Raw genomic sequence first — 16,188 nt, 5'->3', positions numbered from 1 at the left:
GTGCGCAATTTCGTCCATATCTCTTCGCCATCGCTCTATTTTGATTATCACCATCATCGTGATATCCAGGAAGATTTCCGTCCACACCGCTTCGCCAACGAGTTTGCCCGCAGCAAGGCGGCCAGCGAGGAGGTGATCAACCTGCTGGCGCAGGCTAACCCGCATACCCGTTTTACCATTCTGCGGCCGCAGAGCCTGTTTGGGCCGCACGACAAAGTCTTTATCCCCCGGCTGGCGCAAATGATGCAGCATTATGGCAGCGTCCTGCTCCCGCGCGGCGGCAGCGCGCTGGTCGACATGACCTATTATGAAAACGCCGTACATGCGATGTGGCTGGCGAGCCAGCCGGCCTGCGATCATCTTCCCTCCGCCCGCGCGTGGAATATCAGCAACGGCGAACCGCGCACCTTGCGAAGCATCGTGCAGAAATTGATCGACGAGCTCGGCATCAAATGCCGGATCCGCTCAGTTCCCTATCCGATGCTGGATATTATCGCCCGCAGCATGGAGCGCTTTGGCGATAAAACCGCCAAAGAACCCGCGTTTACCCACTACGGCGTCTCCAAGCTTAACTTTGATTTTACGCTCGATATCACCCGCGCGCAGGACGAGCTGGGCTATCAGCCGGTGGTGACGCTTGACGACGGCATCGTGCGCACCGCCGCCTGGCTTCGCGACCACGGTAAACTACACCGCTAACCCTGGCCATATTTTTCTAACAGCGCCTCAGCTATCGCTTCGGTTTGCGCATCCGCTACCCCATCCCAGCGCTGCGGACGGAAGTGCATCTGGAAGGCGATAATCACCCGCGTCTTCTGCGCGGGGGTCATCTCCGGCGTCACCTGATAGCCGTAGCGCGAGAGCAAATCCAGTACGATTTCGGGGTCCACTGGCTCGCTGGCCGGCCGCCCGTTGAGATAAAAGGCCACCCGCTGCTCGTCAGGCCAGGCGCCGATCCCCTGCTGCGCCAGCTGTTGCCAGGGGAATAACGGCCCCGGATCGTCTTTGCGCTGCGGGGCGATATCCGCATGGGCGACCACATTCTGCGGCGCGATGTGGTAGCGGGCGATGATATCGCGCGCCAGCGGGATCAGAGCTGCAATCTGTTCCGGATGAAAGGGGGTAAAACTTTTGACGCCCGCCGTCTTCTGCCAGCCGCGGTTCTCCAGCTCAATGCCAATGGAGGTATCGTTAATGCGCGTACTACCGCGCCAGTAGCTTACCCCGGCGTGCCAGGCTAAATCCTCTTCCGGCACCAGCTGCCAGATCCGCGGTTTATGCTGATAACGCGGGGGCTGTTCAGGAATTAAATAGTGGGAGCTGACCTCTTTATCGGTCAACGTGGCCAGCGAGACATCAAAATTGTCAGCCGTATAGTGGATCACTAACACCTTTATTCGCGGATAGGCAGCCTGCGCCGGATGACGGGTGTCCAGCTGGTATCCGTCGCGATCGATAATGCCCTTTTCCCCAGCGCAGCCGGTTAGCAGCAGCGCCAGCAGCACGATCCGCATCATCCGTTTCATCCCTTCTCCCTTGCCCGGCAGCGTCTCCGGGTTAATAAGACCATTGATTACGTCCTTTATTTTTCGCCTGATACAGCGCACTGTCCGCCCGGGCGATCAGCGTCTCTATCGGGACCGTGCCATCGGAGGCGACGATCCCGATACTCACGGTGACCTCCGACGCCACCGCCGAAGCGGCGTGCGGTAGGCCTGCCTCGCGGATTTTCTGCTGAATGCGCTCGGCAATAGCGGTGGCATGCGCTAAGGACACCCCGGGCAACACGACGACAAACTCTTCGCCGCCGTAGCGAGCCACCAGATCGCCCTCCGCCCGGACCGCCATTTTAAGCACCTGCGCGACAGAAGATAAGCACTCATCACCAGCCTGATGGCCATAGCGATCGTTATAGCGCTTAAAATAATCGACATCGATCATCATCAGCGCCAACGGCGTTTTTTGCTGCCAGATCGCCGCCAGGTAAGCATTGAGCGCCCGACGGTTAGCGGTTCCGGTTAAGGCATCCTGGTTGGCGATACTTTCCAGCCGCTGAATAAGCTGCATATTCTCCTGGTGGGTATCCCAGGCTTCGTCATACCAGCGCTGCAAAATACGTCGGCCATACAGCAAAATCGCGGTAAAAATGGCCCAGAGGATCAAAAAGCGGATCTCGGTGTGATAGTGGAGCTGTATTCCCGCCAGCAAGGCGGTCACCCATAGCGGCAGCATAAAAGCGGTTATGCCGGGCCAATGGTGATACAGCGCGGTGAGGCCGGTAGTCATTAATATCACCAGCAGCGGCCAGGCAAAGGGCAAGGTCCAGAAAAAAATAAAACAATAATTACTCAGGGACCAGCACAGACTGAGCGCCAGCAGCAGCCCGGTGATGATATTCAACGTATATCGTCCCTGCGCCAGTCGCGGCGTGAGGGCAATAATCACTAAAATGGCCGAAATGATAATAACCGCAATCAACGCCGCTTCGATATAAGGAATAACCGCCCGGTGCGTCAGTAGCCTCTTATCAAAATAGGTAAAGATAAAATTGCGGAAGAAAATCATTAACGCAAAAGCGATATTGACAAAGGCCAGCCAGGGCATACTCATGGACAGCGCATGGCGCTGGACATTATCTCTGGTGGCCCACAACGCGGCTCGCTGCTGCCGGGCGCGCTCTCGCTTATTTGTTAACATTTTATCTCCCTGGTGACCTGCATGACCATGGGCGCAGCCCCTGCTTTTCTATATGATAAACCATGTTACCGGGAATGTCTGTCAGCGCCCTATCCCCTCAGCTCCGGCCTCTCAGGGTGATTTTCAGCTAACGACCGAAGAAAACAGCCAGGTCCGCTCCCGATGGGTAACCGGCTCAAAAAACAAGCATCAGCACTGCGAAATACGTCATCTTTTCGCTAAAAGCGTTAACTAACCGTCATTAAATTGCAGCATTTTGCTTACAAAAAGCAGTGTGAGTTCAATCTGAATCATTCATTGGTGAATGCAAACAAGAGCATGATGATAGCGAGATAAACAATAGGGGCTAAGAATATTAAATATGCAGCTTTAGTGGCAGGTACAGCATTGTTTTAAGCGGCCAATGCCGTCTCCGCAGAAATTTTAACAAAACAGCTTTTGATAAAGTCCATACGCAATATACCAAAATCGGCGCCATTTCCTCTACTGGTCAAACCGCATCCAACGATGCCCGTGAAGAGCTGATTAAAAAAACAAATGAACAAGGGGGGCGTCATTGTCCCCTCCTCCGGTAATACGGATAAAAAAATGCACGTCGCCACTCGCATCTATAAGAAGAAATAATTACCCTTATCTTTCAAGAGCCATTTCCCTATTTTACGGGGTAATATTTCTTGTTCACGGGAAAATTAAGTTTATTTTTATACTGCCCTGCCTTTTAGCGCCTGACGGAATTCTGTCATCCCCGTGCCGATTTCCCGCCCTAAGGCTGTAGCCACATCAAGGTCTTAGCTCTTTGCGTCAAGTACAATCCGCACGCTATACGCTATGCTTTAACGGAAACTGAAAACGTAGTTCGCTTATAAGGAAATCATCATGCGCTACAAACTTTTTGCTGTACTTCTCCCTTGCGCGCTGGCGCTCAGCGCCTGTACGACCGTCACCCCGGCCTATAAAGATAATGGCACCCGCAGCGGCCCCTGCGTCGAAGGCGGCCCTGACGACGTAGCGCAAAAATTCTACGACACCCAGATCCAGAATCGTACTCAGGATCCGGCGGCGCTGCGCCCCTATCTGAGCGACGGCCTGGCGCAGTTACTCAATGACGCCCGCCAGGATCCCGCCAACAGCAAATTACTGCAGGCTAATCCGTTCTCCAGCAGCAGCACCCCGGCAGACAGCGCCGTGGTCGCCAGCGCCTCCACCATCCCGAACCGCGATGCGCGCAATATTCCGCTGCGCGTCGATCTGAAACAGGGCACCCAGAGCTGGAAAGATGAAGTGCTGATGATCCAGGAAGGCCAGTGCTGGGCCGTCGATGACGTTCGCTATCTCGGCAACAACAGCCATGCGCCAGCCGGGACGCTGCGACAGAGTCTGGAGAAACGCTGATTCCGGAGTTGAAGCGACGCCGCTGAAACGATAACCCCGGTAAAATGTCGGTATTCGCCCCAGGAATGCCGACATTTGCGCCCCCCTCACCCACCAGGCCATATTTTGTGCTAACTTTAAAGCTAAACGTGGTTTAGATTTAACTTTTAACGCATAAATATTGCATAACTATTCTGCCAAAGGTAGTATTTGCGGCCTCAATAGCTATTCGTATCAGACTGCCCAGATGAGTATTAAACTAAACGGCATTAATTGCTTCTACGGCGCACACCAGGCGCTGTTCGACATCACGCTGGATTGCCCGCAGGGGGAAACGCTGGTGCTGCTCGGCCCCAGCGGTGCCGGGAAGAGCTCGCTGCTGCGCGTACTCAACCTGCTGGAGATGCCGCGGTCCGGTTCGTTATCCATCGCCGGCAACCAATTCGACTTCACCAGAGCGCCGCCCGATAAAGCAATTCGCGAGCTGCGTCAGAACGTCGGCATGGTCTTTCAGCAATACAACCTGTGGCCGCACCTGACGGTACAGCAGAACCTGATCGAGGCCCCCTGTCGCGTACTGGGGTTAAGCAAGGATCAGGCGCTGGCTCGCGCAGAGAAGCTGCTGGAGCGCCTGCGTCTGAAGCCGTACAGCGATCGTTACCCGCTGCATTTATCCGGCGGCCAACAACAGCGGGTGGCTATCGCCCGCGCGCTGATGATGGAGCCGCAGGTTCTGCTGTTCGATGAGCCTACCGCGGCGCTCGACCCGGAAATCACGGCTCAGATCGTCAGCATCATCCGCGAGCTGGCTGAAACCGGCATTACCCAGGTTATCGTCACCCACGAAGTTGAAGTGGCGCGCAAGACGGCCAGCCGGGTGGTGTATATGGAAAATGGCCATATCGTCGAGCAAGGGGATGCCTCCTGCTTCACGCATCCGCAAACTGACGCGTTTAAAAACTATCTTTCACATTGATGTTTTTCGGGGAAATGACGATGAAAAAAGTACTGATTGCCGCCCTGCTCGCAGGCATGAGCCTCTCCGCTTCCGCCGCGCAGACCATTCGTTTCGCCACCGAGGCCTCTTACCCTCCGTTTGAGCTGGTGGACGCCAACAACCAGATCGTCGGTTTCGATGTCGATCTGGCGAACGCGTTGTGTAAAGAGATCGACGCCACCTGTACCTTCACCAACCAGGCCTTTGACAGCCTGATCCCGGGACTGAAATTCCGCCGTTTCGACGCGGTCATGGCCGGGATGGACATCACGCCGGAGCGTGAAAAGCAGGTGCTGTTCTCTACCCCGTATTATGACAACTCGGCGCTGTTCGTCGGCCAGCAGGGTAAGTTCACCAGCATTGACCAGCTGAAGGGCAAAAAAGTGGGCGTGCAGAACGGCACCACCCACCAGAAATTCATCACCGATAAACATCCGGAAATCACTACCGTGCCTTACGACAGCTACCAGAATGCGAAGCTGGACCTGCAGAACGGTCGTATCGACGCGGTCTTTGGTGACACCGCCGTGGTGACCGAATGGCTGAAGAGCAATCCGAAGCTGGCGGCCGTGGGCGATAAAGTGACCGACAAAGCCTATTTCGGCACCGGGCTGGGCATTGCCGTACGTCAGGGCAACACCGACCTGCAGCAGAAATTTAACGCTGCGCTGGAAAAAGTGAAGAAAGACGGCACTTACCAGACCATCTATAACAAATGGTTCCAGAAGTAAGACTGAATGAACGAAATTTTTCCATTAGCAAGCGCCGCCGGGATGACCGTCGGCCTTGCCGTTTGCGCGCTCGTCATCGGCCTGGTCCTGGCGATGCTCTTTGCGGTACTGGAGTCAGTGAAATGGCGCCCGGTAGCCTGGCTTGCAACCGGCATAGTGACCATCCTGCGCGGGCTACCGGAAATTCTGGTGGTGCTGTTTATCTATTTCGGCTCTTCCCAGCTGCTGCTGACGCTCTCTGACGGTTTCACCATCCCGCTCGGGTTCACGCAGATCCCGGTGCAGATGCAGATTGAGAACTTTGACGTCAGCCCGTTCCTCTGCGGGGCGATCGCCCTGTCGCTGCTGTATGCCGCTTACGCCTCGCAAACGCTGCGCGGCGCGCTAAAAGCGGTTCCGCAGGGCCAGTGGGAGTCCGGCCAGGCGCTGGGGCTGTCGAAAGCGGCCATATTCTTCCGTCTGGTGATGCCGCAGATGTGGCGCCATGCCCTGCCCGGACTCGGTAACCAGTGGCTGGTGCTGCTAAAGGACACCGCGCTGGTGAGCCTGATCAGCGTCAACGATCTGATGCTGCAGACCAAAAGCATCGCCACCCGCACTCAGGAACCCTTTAACTGGTATATCATTGCGGCGGCAATCTATCTCGTCATCACCCTGTTGAGTCAATACATCCTTAAGCGGATTGACCAGCGTGCGACGCGCTTCGAACGGAGACCAGGCTGATGCTCGACTATTTACCCGAACTGCTGAAAGGACTGCATACCAGCCTGACGCTGACCGTGGCGTCGATTATCGTGGCGCTGATCCTGTCGCTGATCTTCACCATTATCCTGACCCTGAAGACGCCGGGGCTGGTATGGATAGTGCGCGGCTATATCACCTTGTTTACCGGTACGCCGCTGCTGGTGCAGATCTTCCTGATCTACTACGGCCCGGGACAGTTCCCTTCGCTGCAGGAGTATCCGTGGCTGTGGCATCTTATCTCCGAGCCGTGGCTGTGCGCCCTGATCGCTCTGTCGCTCAACAGCGCCGCCTACACCACTCAGCTGTTTTATGGCGCCATCCGGGCGATCCCCGACGGGCAATGGCAGTCCTGTAGCGCGCTGGGGATGAGTAAAAAGGATACCCTGGCGATCCTGCTGCCGTACGCCTTTAAGCGTGCGCTATCGTCCTATTCCAACGAAGTGGTGCTGGTTTTCAAGAGTACCTCTCTGGCCTACACCATCACGCTGATGGAAGTGATGGGCCACGGCCAGCTGCTGTATGGACGCACCTACGACGTGATGGTGTTCGGCGCCGCCGGGATTATCTATCTCATCGTTAATGGACTGCTGACGCTGCTGATGCGCCTGGTGGAACGCAAAGCGCTGGCCTTCGAGCGACGTAGCTAGCACCTGAGCATATTGCATAAAAAGCAAACAGCAAGGCGGACAAGTCAAACACCTGTCCGTCTTTTTTTATGACGATAGAAATACTTAATCATTTTTATTGCATATAAATTCATTTAATGGCATTGTCACTCTATGCCGCAGACACGGTGAATAATCATAAGATAGACAGACGGGAGTTCCACGATGAAAAAGTTAGTTCTGGCTGCACTGCTCACCTCTTTCGCGTTCGGCGCCGCTGCCGCGGAAAAAATCAGCTTTGGCGTCTCCGCAACCTATCCGCCGTTTGAATCGATGGACGCTAATAATCAGATTGTCGGCTTTGATATCGATCTGGCCCACGCGCTGTGCAAACAAATGCAGGCAGAATGTACCTTTACCAACCACGCGTTTGACAGCCTGATCCCGGCGCTGAAGTTCAAGAAATATGATGCGGTGATTTCCGGAATGGATATTACGCCGGAGCGGAGCAAGCAGGTGGCCTTCACCGACCCGTACTACGCCAACTCGGCGCTGGTGATCGCCAAAAAAGATGCGTTCCATTCTTTCGATGACCTGAAAGGCAAACGGATCGGCATGGAAAACGGCACCACCCACCAGAAATATCTGCAGGATAAGCATCCTGAGGTGAAGACCGTCGCCTATGACAGCTACCAGAATGCGATTATCGATTTGAAAAATGGCCGTATCGACGGCGTGTTCGGCGACACCGCGGTGGTCAACGAATGGCTGAAAACTAACCCGCAGCTGGGGGCAGCCACGCCGAAAGTGACCGACCCGCAATACTTCGGCACCGGACTCGGCATTGCCGTGCGCCCGGATAACAAGGCGCTGCTGGAGAAACTGAACGCCGCGCTGAAAGCGATTAAGGCCGACGGTACCTACCAGAAAATTAGCAACCAGTGGTTCCCGGAGTAACTTTTTTCGCCGGGTGGCGCTGCGCTTACCCGGCCACCGCTCTTCCACGTTGGCCGGGTAAGGCGTAGCCGCCACCCGGCGATTTCTCAAAGTGGCACGAAGAACCTGAACCGCGCCCCGCTTACCGACTCCACCAGTCTGATATCGCCCCCGTGCAGCTCCAGCATTCGTTTCACAATCAGCAACCCTAACCCACCGCGATCCTCCCGCGATGCCTGGGTAGACAACGCCGACGGCCGCTGGAACAGATCGTCACGCAGCGCGGCATCGACGCCCGCTCCGTTGTCTGCCACTTCGACCTGAAGCTGTTGATTCTCCTGCCAGACCGCCAGACGGATCTCCCCGCCGACGGGAGTATGCCGCATCGCGTTATCGAGCAGGTTGGTCACCACCCTCTCAATCATCGACACATCGGCGTTAATCAGCGGCAGCGGTCCCGGTACATCAATATGCAGGTTCACCTCGCGCGTGCGGGCAGTTAATTCAAACTTCTGCGCCACGTCGGAAATCAGCTCCCCCATCGCGAAACGCTCGCGCTGCGGCTTAATGCCTCCATGCTCCAGTCGCGCCAGCTCAAACAGCTGCTGCGAGAGATGGCGCACTTTGTTCCCCTGGCGCAGGGCGATGGTGAGATACTGCCTGCGCTCCTCGGCGGTCAGCCATTCATCCTTCAGGGTCAGCGTTTCCAGATACCCCAGCAGCGAAGTCAGCGGCGTGCGCAAATCGTGAGAGATATTGGCCACAAATTCACGGCGCTGGCGATCGCTGTCGGCCAGCCGATCCCACTGATCGGCAATCTGCCGGGCAAGGTCAATAAAGCGGTTCTCGAGCACCGCCACCTCGTTACCAGGCCGGGGCTCCGGCCTGCGGGCCGCCAGGGTTTTGATGGCGCTGATGCTGTCCTGGCCGCTCGCCGCCACCTGGGCGGTGAGCAGGCGGACCGGCCGGGTGACCCAGAACCATGCCAGCCCCCCTGCCAGCATGCCAAACAGGGCCACCAGCAGCAGCGTCCACAGAACAATGCTCCACAGCGTTTTTTGCCAGGCGTCGGCCGCCAGCTGATTAAACGTCTCCCCCTGCAAAATGATATACAGGTAGCCGCGCAGTTGGCCGTCGACGCGCAGCGGGGCGGCGCTGAAGACTTTTCGTCCGTCGGGACTGCGCGGATCGTCGCCATACACCGGCGACGCACTGCCGGTGAGAAAAGCCTGCACCGGCGCCATGTCGATACGCTGGCGCTGGATATGGCCCGGCGGCGCCGCATCGGCCAGCAGGTCGCCATCCGGCGACAGCAGATAGAGCTCCACGCTGGGATTAAAGGTCATCAGTCGGTCAAACAGCGACTTCAGGGTTTGCCGGTTGACCTCGCCGTGGGCGTCCAGCAACGGCTCGCGGGCGACAATCTGTTGAGCCAGCCCGGACGACAGACGCTGCACCATGGCGTTGCCATACTGCGCGCTGCTGTGTAACTGGACGGCGCATACCGCCACCGCGCATAGCATCAGCAGGGAAACCACCACCAGCGCCAGACGCTGGCTGAGGCTCAGGCGGCGGATCACGGGGCGGCCTCTTGCGTCACCGGGGCGAACTTATAGCCTTTTCCCCAGACGGTAAGAATGATGTCCGGCTCGGCCGGGTCACGTTCGATTTTACTGCGCAGGCGGTTGATATGGGTATTGACGGTATGCTCATAGCCCTCGTGCTGATATCCCCAGACCTGCTCCAGCAGCGCCAGGCGGGAAAACACTTCCCCTGGGTGGCGGGCGAAGTAATACAGCAGGTCGAATTCACGCGGCGTGAGGTCCACCGTCTCGCCGCGCAGCTTCACTTCGCGCGACAGCGGGTCGATGCTCAGGCCATGGCAGGACAGGCGCCCGGCGTCCATCAGCAGATTCTGCCCCATCGCCTCCTGGCGACGAAACAGCGCTTTGACGCGGGCGATAAGCTCCAGCAGTGAAAAGGGCTTCGCCAGATAGTCGTCGGCGCCCATCTCCAGGCCCAGCACGCGGTGCATTTCACTGGTGCGAGCGCTGATGATAATCACCGGCAGGTAGCGGGTCATCTGGCGGATACGCCGGCAGATCTCCAGACCATCGACGCCGGGCAGCATCAAATCGAGGATCACCGCATCCCAGACCTGCGTCTCCAGCCGGGCGAGGGCCTGGCCGCCGTCGGCTTCATGGACGATCTGATAGCCCTCATCCTGAAGATTGAGCCGCAGCAGCGTGGCTATATCCTCGTCATCTTCCACCAGCAGAATGGTTTTGGCCATTAGATTCCCCCCACCAATAACAAAACATGCTGCCTCAAGCTTACCCGATTTCAGCGGCGCAAAGCCTTCACATTTTGTTTAAACTTCGCGGACCAGCAGGGTCAGCACTTCGTAGTGGGCGGTGTGAGGGAACATATCAAACAGCTGGACCCGCTCAACGCGATAGCCGCTAAGACGAGCGATATCGGTCGCCATGGTGCGGGCGTTACAGCTGGAATAGATAATATAGGGCGGCGCCATGCGGCTTAAATAGTCGCATAGTTCAGCGCCAATACCGCGGCGCGGCGGGTTAACCAGCACCAGCTGCGGGGCATCCGCTTCGTGAGTGGCGAACTGCGTGGAGTCCAGCGCCTGAAAATGCAGATTGCTGAGTCCCAGCTGCGCGGCTGACTGTCTGGCGCAGGCGATGGCTTCCGGGGCGATCTCGATACCGGTCAGGCGCATCGTCGGCGTCGCGCAATGCAGGCCAAATCCCCCAACGCCGCAAAACAGATCCCACATATGCTGGACCGGCAGCGCGCGCACCCAGTCGCGGGCCGTGGCGTACAGCCGGCTGGCTACCGCCGGATTGGTCTGAAAGAAGCTTTGCGGGCGGATCCACAGCGGCACCCCATTAAAGACCTCCCCCAGCGCCTGCTGTTCGGTGAAGAAGATCTCCTGCTCACCTTCCATGATTGCCATATGCACCGGCTGGATATTCGCCGTGATCACGCTGAGCTGCGGCAGCTGTGCCTGTAGCCACGGCAGCGCGGCGCGCAGCTGAGCCACCTTGGCCTCTGAGCGCAGCACGAAGCGCAGCATCATCTCCCCCTGCTGGCTGGCGGTCAGCAGCAGGTATTTCAGCTCCCCGCGTTTGCGCGCGACGTTGTAAGGTGTTAACCCGGCGCGGGCGATAAAGGGCTTCAGGGCAGCAAAAACCGGGGCAAACTCGGCGGGATAGAGCGGGCAGTCGGTGAGGTCCACCGGAGTGCCATCGCGGTGCAGCATCCCCAACAGCGGACGCTCAACGCTGCCGCTGACCACCATTTTAGCCTTGTTACGGAAAGCCGCCTCCGGCCCGCTGACCGGCTCGCCCCAGGCTGCGACCGGGATCGCCGCCAGCAGCGTGCGCAGATCGGCCATTTTATCGGCGAGCTGTTGCGGGACCGGCCGCTCCAGCCATTGACAGGAGCGGCAGCGGCCGGCGTCGTAGAGTGCGCAATGCATAATTGACCTTCAAAAATCCAGGGGCGGGGATTGTATCACCGTTATTGCAGGCGGAAAAAGCGACGGCAGTTCGCCGGCACGAACAGCAGCGTCAGAACCAGCAGATCCGGCAGTTTTTGCATCACCAGCGAGTGGAAAATCTCTCGTTTTGATTCCCCGGGAATGCTGAACAGCTCCGGATACCCGTAGCCCAGCGACGCCGCCCACAGGTAGCCGGCAGCGATAATCTGCGTCAGCAGATAGATCCAGCGCGCCCAGTTGCGCCCTTTCACCAGCGAGAAGGCGCACCAGATTTCGATAAACACCAGCGCCAGGCTGCCGAGAAAGACCAGCGTCAGGTTCCATGTCTGAACGCTGCGGTGTATGAATTCGTTCAGCCCCTGCAGGCCCAACAGATTGAGGATCATCAGCAGATCCAGGCCACGAATCAAAATAATAGCAAAGGCCGCCACCTGCACCAGCGCAGGGACGTTAAGGCGGGCATGCGATGAGCGAGTTTTCGTAAACAATCCCAACGTAATGTCTTCCATGAAAACGGCGCCACAGGGTGGCGCCGACCGGAGGCTGCTGTACCGATTTTAGGTGGTTCAGCCTTGTCTTGCACGCTGGATATCGCGCACTCGCTGCTTTTCTGCGCGGGCCATCAAATACCAGGCGATAAAACCAACAATACCGACCACGCCGAGGATGAGCGTCGCCAGGGCGTTGATCTCCGGGTTTACCCCCATGCGCACGCTGGAGAAGACCAGCATCGGCAAGGTCGTGGCCCCGGGACCGGAGACAAAGCTGGCGATCACCAGGTCATCCAGCGACAGCGTGAAGGCCAGCAGCCAGCCGGAGATCACCGCTGGCATAATCATCGGCAGCGTGATGACGAAGAAGACCTTCAGCGGCGCGGCGCCAAGATCCATCGCCGCCTCTTCAATGGAGTGGTCCAGCTCGCGCAGGCGCGAGGAGATCACCACCGCCACGTAGGCGGTACAGAAGGTGACATGCGCCAGCCAGATGGTCAACATGCCGCGGTCCGACGGCCAGCCGATGGCATGTCCCAGCGCCACGAACAGCAGCAGCAGCGAGAGACCGGTGATCACGTCCGGCATGACCAGCGGCGCGGTGATCATAAACGCGAAGCCGTTGGAGCCGCGAAAACGCCCAAAGCGCACCATCACCACCGCGGCGATGGTACCGAGGATCGCCGCCGCCGTCGCCGCGCAGGCGGCGATGGTCAGGCTCAATCCTACCGCGCTCATCATCGCATCATCGTGGAACAGTTCGCTATACCAGCGCGTCGACCATCCGGCCCAGACCGTTACCAGCTTCGAGCTGTTGAACGAGTAGATCACCAGCATCAGCATCGGGGCGTAGAGGAAGGTGAACCCGAGCACGAGGATCAGAATGCTCCACGGCGAGCGTACTACCGGCAAGTCGTTCATCCCTGCTCTCCCATCTGTTTTTGCTGGTGCTTGTGGAACCACATGATCGGCACGATCAGCAACAGCAGCATGACAATCGCCACCGCCGAGGCGACCGGCCAGTCGCGGTTGTTAAAGAACTCCTGCCACAGCACGCGGCCAATCATGATGCTGTCCGGCCCGCCCAGCAGTTCCGGGATCACGAACTCGCCTACCGCCGGGATAAACACCAGCATGGAGCCGGCGATAATGCCGCCTTTGGTGAGCGGGACGATCACCTGGAAGAAGGTCTTCAGCGGCCGGGCGCCGAGATCCAGCGAGGCCTCCACCAGCGAATAGTCGATGCGGGTCAGCGCGGTGTAGATAGGCAGCACCATAAACGGCAGATAGGCATACACGATACCGATGTACACCGCCAGGTTGGTGTGCAGGATCTCCAGCGGCTGATCGATAACCCCTAACCACAGCAGGAAGTTATTCAACACCCCGTTGCTCTTCAGCAGCCCCATCCAGGCATAGACGCGGATCAAAAACGAGGTCCACGACGGGAGGATCACCAACAGCAGCAGAATATTACGCGTCGACGGCTTGCTGTGCGCCACCGCCCAGGCCAGCGGATAGCCCAGCAGCAGGCAGCAGATCGTCGAGATACCCGCCACCTGCAGCGACTGGAGATAAGCTTCAAAATAGAGCGGATCGTCAGTCAACTGTAGGAAGTTGGCAAAGTTAAGCGTCAGCGTCAGCTGGCCGTCCGCCCACTCCATCAGCTCGGTGTAGGGAGGGATCGCCCGCGCCATCTCGGCAAGACTTATCTTAAACACGATCAGGAACGGCAGCATAAACAACAGGATCAGCCATAGATAGGGCAGCGCAATCACCAGCTTGCGGCCATGCGCCATCTGCAGGCGCGCCGCCCACAGCGCGAAGCCGCCCGGTTTTTTCGCCCCTGACGGGGATTCAACGGTATTCATCGCCCTCTCCTCACACCGTCAGCACAACGCAGCTGTCAGCATCCCAGCATAAACGCACCTCATCGCCCCAGGTGGGCGTCCCTTTCCGATGGCGGTGTTCATTCTGCAGCTGGGCGCTGATCATCTGCCCGCTTTGCAGGCGCACATGATAGATAGAGAGATCCCCCAGATAGGCGATATGAATCACCTCGCCGACGGCAAAATTGTAGCCGTCCGCCGGCGGTTCATCGCACAGCATGATCTTCTCCGGACGCAGCGCCACCCAGACCGGCACGTTGTCCACCACCGAGGCGTCGGGGTCGACCTTCAGCGGATGCATCAGTCCCGGAGAGCTTAGCACCAGACCGTCTTCCAGCCGCTCCTTCACCAGCCCTTCAAAGACGTTCACCGAGCCGATAAACTCGGCGCTGTAGCGGGTGGTCGGGTGCTCGTAAATCTCTTCCGGTTCGCCAATCTGCACAAACTTGCCGCGATTCATGATGGCGATACGGCCCGCCATGGTCATCGCTTCTTCCTGATCGTGGGTCACCATCACGCAGGTCACGCCAACGCGCTCAAGAATATCCACCACCTCGAGCTGCATGCGATCGCGCAGCTTTTTATCCAGCGCCCCCATCGGTTCATCAAGCAGCAGCAGCTTGGGCCGTTTCGCCAGGCTGCGCGCCAACGCGACGCGCTGCCGCTGGCCGCCTGAGAGTTGGTGCGGCTTACGTTTGGCAAACTCCTGCATATGTACCAGGGCCAGCATCTCCTGCACCCGGGCGGTGATTTCCGCCTTAGGCAGGCGGTCCTGCTTCAGGCCGAAGGCAATATTCTGCTCAACGGTCATATGGGGAAACAGGGCATAGGACTGGAACATCATATTAATAGGCCGCTGATAGGGCGGCACGCGCGCCAGATCCACGCCGTCGAGCATAATCTGCCCGGCGGTCGGTTGTTCAAAGCCCGCCAGCATGCGTAGCAGCGTCGATTTCCCGCAGCCTGACGCGCCCAGCAGAGCAAAAATTTCGCCTTTGTAGATAGTGAGACTGACGTCGTCGACCGCATGCTGGCCATCAAACGACTTGGTTAAGTTACGGATTTCCAGTAGCGGGGTCAGCGCTTTGGGGGCTTTCGCCTGTGGGCGGGGCATTACGTCGTTCAATCGGGTGCTCTCCGGCAAAAAAACGATCACCATATGGTCCGGTGCCATACTTCGTGCTTAACAGTGCATTTGCACCATCCTGGTGCTTCTGCTCGCCGGGCGCGCTGCTATTTCCCGGCGAGTGCAGATCTGATTTGGCCCGTATTCGACGGGCCGTCAGGAATTATTTGCCGCTCTTCACTTTGGTCCACGCGCGGGTGCGCACGCGGTCAATCTTCGGATCCTGCACCTTCAGCGTGAACAGTTTGGCGAACACATCCGCTGGCGGATAAATCGCCGGGTTGTTACGGATAGTCTCGCTGACCAGCGGCGTGGAAGCCTTGTTGCCGTTGGCGTAGAACACCTGGTCGCTGATTTTGGCGATGACGTCCGGACGCATCAGATAGTTAAGGAACTGATAGGCTTCATCTTTATTCTTCGCGTCGGCCGGCATGGCAAAGACGTCAAAGAACGCCAGCGCGCCTTCCTTCGGAATAAAGTAGGAGACATTGACGCCGTTCTTCGCCTCTTTCGCGCGGTTGGCCGCCTGCCAGACGTCCCCTGCCCAGCCGATCGCCACGCAGATGTCGCCATTGGCAAGGTCGTTAATATATTGCGAAGAGTGGAAGTAGCGAATGTTCGGCCGCAGCTTCAGCAGCAGATCGGTCGCCGGGCCGGTGTAATCATCCGCTTTGCTGCTGTTCGGATCTTTGCCGAGGTAGTTCAGCACGGTGGCGAAAATCTCTTCCGGCGCGTCGAGGAAGGAGACGCCGCAGCTTTTCAGTTTTTCGAGGTTCTCCGGCTTCAGCACCAGATCCCAGCTGTCCACCGGCGCATCTTTGCCGAGAACGGCTTTCACCTTATCCACGTTGTAGCCAATGCCCGTCGTCGCCCACAGGTAAGGCATGGCGTATTTATTCTCCGGGTCATGCTTGGCGACCAGCTTCAGCACTTCGGGGTCAAGGTTCTTCCAGTTGGGCAGCTTACTTTTATCCAGCGGCTGGAACACGCCCGCCGCCAGCTGGCGTTCGAGGAAGCTTGCCGACGGCACCACCAGGTCGAAACCGGTGCTACCCGCCATTAATTTGCCTTCCAGCACTTC

At 58.0% G+C, this 16,188-nt stretch carries 17 protein-coding genes; 7 read left to right on the top strand and 10 right to left on the bottom strand.

Annotated features, from left to right (window positions below; genetic code table 11):
- The coding region (locus KHQ28_RS27300) for an NAD(P)-dependent oxidoreductase (protein ID WP_211777759.1) at positions 1-699 on the top strand (699 nt) is incomplete at its 5' end.
- On the opposite strand, the gene KHQ28_RS27295 is transcribed toward KHQ28_RS27300, so the two are convergent.
- Positions 696-1,526, bottom strand: coding sequence for an N-acetylmuramoyl-L-alanine amidase (locus tag KHQ28_RS27295; RefSeq protein ID WP_064147915.1), 831 nt, complete (start codon positions 1,524-1,526; stop codon positions 696-698). The genes KHQ28_RS27300 and KHQ28_RS27295 overlap by 4 nt on opposite strands.
- A gap of 31 nt (positions 1,527-1,557) precedes the next feature.
- On the bottom strand, positions 1,558-2,697 hold the full coding sequence (locus tag KHQ28_RS27290; RefSeq protein WP_004176708.1) for a GGDEF domain-containing protein: 1,140 nt from the start codon (positions 2,695-2,697) through the stop codon (positions 1,558-1,560).
- A gap of 876 nt (positions 2,698-3,573) precedes the next feature.
- Between KHQ28_RS27290 and KHQ28_RS27285 the strand changes: the two genes are divergently transcribed.
- From KHQ28_RS27285 to artJ, 6 genes are all read left to right on the top strand, one after another.
- Complete coding sequence (locus tag KHQ28_RS27285) at positions 3,574-4,089, top strand: lipoprotein (protein ID WP_002896394.1); 516 nt, start codon at positions 3,574-3,576, stop codon at positions 4,087-4,089.
- Positions 4,090-4,315: 226 nt separating this feature from the next.
- Positions 4,316-5,044 (top strand): arginine ABC transporter ATP-binding protein ArtP, encoded by a 729-nt coding sequence (gene artP / locus KHQ28_RS27280; RefSeq protein ID WP_032419144.1) that lies wholly within the window; start codon positions 4,316-4,318, stop codon positions 5,042-5,044.
- A 20-nt stretch (positions 5,045-5,064) separates the two neighbouring features.
- Positions 5,065-5,796 (top strand): arginine ABC transporter substrate-binding protein ArtI, encoded by a 732-nt coding sequence (gene artI, locus KHQ28_RS27275; protein WP_002896390.1) that lies wholly within the window; start codon positions 5,065-5,067, stop codon positions 5,794-5,796.
- Positions 5,797-5,802: 6 nt separating this feature from the next.
- Positions 5,803-6,519, top strand: coding sequence for an arginine ABC transporter permease ArtQ (gene artQ / locus KHQ28_RS27270; RefSeq protein ID WP_002896386.1), 717 nt, complete (start codon positions 5,803-5,805; stop codon positions 6,517-6,519).
- A complete protein-coding gene (gene artM / locus KHQ28_RS27265; RefSeq protein WP_004141917.1) occupies positions 6,519-7,187 on the top strand; it encodes an arginine ABC transporter permease ArtM in 669 nt (222 codons plus the stop codon). The genes artQ and artM overlap by 1 nt, the downstream gene beginning before the upstream one ends.
- Before the next feature lie 183 nt (positions 7,188-7,370).
- A complete protein-coding gene (gene artJ / locus KHQ28_RS27260; protein WP_002896384.1) occupies positions 7,371-8,102 on the top strand; it encodes an arginine ABC transporter substrate-binding protein ArtJ in 732 nt (243 codons plus the stop codon).
- A gap of 86 nt (positions 8,103-8,188) precedes the next feature.
- Here the strand turns inward: artJ and KHQ28_RS27255 are convergent, their stop codons facing one another.
- The 8 genes from KHQ28_RS27255 to potF form a co-directional block, all read right to left on the bottom strand.
- A complete protein-coding gene (locus KHQ28_RS27255) occupies positions 8,189-9,661 on the bottom strand; it encodes an ATP-binding protein (protein WP_032419146.1) in 1,473 nt (490 codons plus the stop codon).
- Positions 9,658-10,374: a response regulator transcription factor gene (locus KHQ28_RS27250; protein ID WP_002896380.1), complete on the bottom strand. Its 717-nt coding sequence runs from the start codon at positions 10,372-10,374 to the stop codon at positions 9,658-9,660. The genes KHQ28_RS27255 and KHQ28_RS27250 overlap by 4 nt, the downstream gene beginning before the upstream one ends.
- Positions 10,375-10,452: 78 nt before the next feature.
- Positions 10,453-11,580: a 23S rRNA (uracil(747)-C(5))-methyltransferase RlmC gene (gene rlmC / locus KHQ28_RS27245; RefSeq protein WP_002896378.1), complete on the bottom strand. Its 1,128-nt coding sequence runs from the start codon at positions 11,578-11,580 to the stop codon at positions 10,453-10,455.
- A 41-nt stretch (positions 11,581-11,621) separates the two neighbouring features.
- Positions 11,622-12,110: a YbjO family protein gene (locus KHQ28_RS27240; protein WP_002896376.1), complete on the bottom strand. Its 489-nt coding sequence runs from the start codon at positions 12,108-12,110 to the stop codon at positions 11,622-11,624.
- A 57-nt stretch (positions 12,111-12,167) separates the two neighbouring features.
- Positions 12,168-13,013, bottom strand: a complete 846-nt coding sequence (gene potI / locus KHQ28_RS27235) for a putrescine ABC transporter permease PotI (RefSeq protein WP_032419147.1) — start codon at positions 13,011-13,013, stop codon at positions 12,168-12,170.
- Positions 13,010-13,963, bottom strand: coding sequence for a putrescine ABC transporter permease PotH (potH, locus tag KHQ28_RS27230; protein WP_002896371.1), 954 nt, complete (start codon positions 13,961-13,963; stop codon positions 13,010-13,012). Before potH ends, potI begins: the two co-directional genes overlap by 4 nt.
- 10 nt (positions 13,964-13,973) lie before the next feature.
- Positions 13,974-15,107, bottom strand: coding sequence for a putrescine ABC transporter ATP-binding subunit PotG (gene potG, locus KHQ28_RS27225; protein ID WP_002896370.1), 1,134 nt, complete (start codon positions 15,105-15,107; stop codon positions 13,974-13,976).
- 163 nt (positions 15,108-15,270) lie between these two features.
- On the bottom strand, positions 15,271-16,188 hold a 918-nt coding region (gene potF, locus KHQ28_RS27220; RefSeq protein ID WP_211777758.1), incomplete at its 5' end, for a spermidine/putrescine ABC transporter substrate-binding protein PotF.

Origin of the sequence: Klebsiella sp. 28, from assembly GCF_018223905.1 — a bacterium.
GTDB lineage: Bacteria > Pseudomonadota > Gammaproteobacteria > Enterobacterales > Enterobacteriaceae > Klebsiella > Klebsiella pneumoniae.
The sequence above is the reverse complement of the archived record's forward strand: the minus strand, read 5'-3'. Positions and strand labels throughout refer to the sequence as shown.

What these genes read in the sequence shown, in the direction of transcription:
- KHQ28_RS27295 (WP_064147915.1), bottom strand. Translation starts at nt 1,526, where the DNA reads ATGAAACGGATGATGCGGATCGTGCTGCTGGCGCTGCTGCTAACCGGC.
- KHQ28_RS27290 (WP_004176708.1), bottom strand. Translation starts at nt 2,697, where the DNA reads ATGTTAACAAATAAGCGAGAGCGCGCCCGGCAGCAGCGAGCCGCGTTG.
- KHQ28_RS27285 (WP_002896394.1), top strand. Translation starts at nt 3,574, where the DNA reads ATGCGCTACAAACTTTTTGCTGTACTTCTCCCTTGCGCGCTGGCGCTC.
- artP (WP_032419144.1), top strand. Translation starts at nt 4,316, where the DNA reads ATGAGTATTAAACTAAACGGCATTAATTGCTTCTACGGCGCACACCAG.
- artI (WP_002896390.1), top strand. Translation starts at nt 5,065, where the DNA reads ATGAAAAAAGTACTGATTGCCGCCCTGCTCGCAGGCATGAGCCTCTCC.
- artQ (WP_002896386.1), top strand. Translation starts at nt 5,803, where the DNA reads ATGAACGAAATTTTTCCATTAGCAAGCGCCGCCGGGATGACCGTCGGC.
- artM (WP_004141917.1), top strand. Translation starts at nt 6,519, where the DNA reads ATGCTCGACTATTTACCCGAACTGCTGAAAGGACTGCATACCAGCCTG.
- artJ (WP_002896384.1), top strand. Translation starts at nt 7,371, where the DNA reads ATGAAAAAGTTAGTTCTGGCTGCACTGCTCACCTCTTTCGCGTTCGGC.
- KHQ28_RS27250 (WP_002896380.1), bottom strand. Translation starts at nt 10,374, where the DNA reads ATGGCCAAAACCATTCTGCTGGTGGAAGATGACGAGGATATAGCCACG.
- rlmC (WP_002896378.1), bottom strand. Translation starts at nt 11,580, where the DNA reads ATGCATTGCGCACTCTACGACGCCGGCCGCTGCCGCTCCTGTCAATGG.
- KHQ28_RS27240 (WP_002896376.1), bottom strand. Translation starts at nt 12,110, where the DNA reads ATGGAAGACATTACGTTGGGATTGTTTACGAAAACTCGCTCATCGCAT.
- potI (WP_032419147.1), bottom strand. Translation starts at nt 13,013, where the DNA reads ATGAACGACTTGCCGGTAGTACGCTCGCCGTGGAGCATTCTGATCCTC.
- potH (WP_002896371.1), bottom strand. Translation starts at nt 13,963, where the DNA reads ATGAATACCGTTGAATCCCCGTCAGGGGCGAAAAAACCGGGCGGCTTC.